The following is a 1,267-nucleotide window of genomic DNA, read 5'->3' as shown; positions in this document are numbered from 1 at the left end:
TGATGCTAGACTTTAAATTGGACACGGAGAACCGAGAGTGCGACAATAAAAGCATTCATAATCGAGGTGTCCGAAATGACGAAAAAGTACGACAAGGAATTCAAGCTTCAAACCGTAAGACTCATCCAAGAAGAAGGAAAAACGGTGGCGCAGGTAGCCCGAGAAATGGGGCTGCATGAGAACACGTTGTACCGCTGGATCGCCGAATTCAAGAGTAGCGGAACTCAAGCCTTCCCCGGAAGCGGACAGCTTAAGCCGGAGGATAAAGCGCTACGTGACCTTCAGAAGCGAATTCGCGATCTGGAAGAGGAGAACGAAATCCTAAAAAAGGCCATGCACTACTTCGCAAAAGACCGGCGCTGATTTATCCATTCATCCACAGACACCGCTTGCAGTTCCGTGTCGCGAAGATGTGCTCCCTGTTCGGCGTTTCCAAAAGCGGTTATTACGAATGGACGAAACGCAAGGAAAGCAATCGCAGCAAACGTCGTAAGCAACTTGAGAAATTGATTCGCAGAATTTTCTTTGATTCCAGGCAGTTATACGGCAGCCCGAAGGTTTGGAACGCTTTGAAACATCAGGGCGTTCATGTGTCGCAGAAAACCGTTGCCCGCATCATGAAGGAACTTGGATTGAAATCCCGCACCGTCAAGAAGTACAAGGCCACTACAAATTCGAAACATAACATGCCGGTTTCGGAAAACGTCTTGAATCAGGCGTTTGCAGCGGAAAAGCCGAATCAGGTCTGGATGGCCGATATCACGTATATTCCAACAGATGAAGGTTGGCTTTATCTCTCCAGCTTGGAGGACCTCTGCACGCGCAAAATCGTCGGCTTCCATATGGACGAACGAATGACGAAGGAGCTTTGTTTGAAGGCCCTGGATCAGGCGTATCGCCTTCAGAAGCCCAAAGGGAACGTGCTGCATCATTCTGATCGCGGCAGCCAGTACGCATCCTCAGACTATCAGCAACGCTTGAAACAATATGGCATGACCGGCAGCATGAGCCGCAAGGGAAATTGCTACGATAACGCTTGTATTGAGTCGTTTCATAGTGTGCTGAAAAAAGAGCTCGTCTATTTGAATAAATTCAAAACGAGGAAAGAAGCCAAGGAGAAGATTTTTGAGTACATCACATGCTTCTATAATGGAAAAAGAATCCACTCCTCTATAGGGTATTTCACTCCAAATCAATTCGAACGTATGTTTCATCCGGCTGCGTAATTCTCTCGATTTTATGTGTCCAATCTATTGACAGAGGTCCA

At 47.1% G+C, this 1,267-nt stretch carries 1 protein-coding gene; it reads left to right on the top strand.

The annotated features are described in order from the left end of the window. Nucleotides 1–75: 75 nt before the first annotated feature. Nucleotides 76–1,226, top strand: a protein-coding gene (locus ABEV74_RS14755; RefSeq protein ID WP_430146979.1) for an IS3 family transposase whose coding sequence is annotated in 2 segments (ribosomal slippage) — nucleotides 76–331 and nucleotides 331–1,226 — 1,152 coding nt in all. Because the reading frame shifts where the segments join, the coding sequence is not laid out codon by codon here. Nucleotides 1,227–1,267: the final 41 nt, after the last annotated feature.

Source organism: Paenibacillus cisolokensis (assembly GCF_050481165.1).
In the GTDB taxonomy this organism is placed as follows: Bacteria; Bacillota; Bacilli; order Paenibacillales; family Paenibacillaceae; genus Paenibacillus_AH; species Paenibacillus_AH cisolokensis.
The sequence above is the reverse complement of the archived record's forward strand: the minus strand, read 5'-3'. Positions and strand labels throughout refer to the sequence as shown.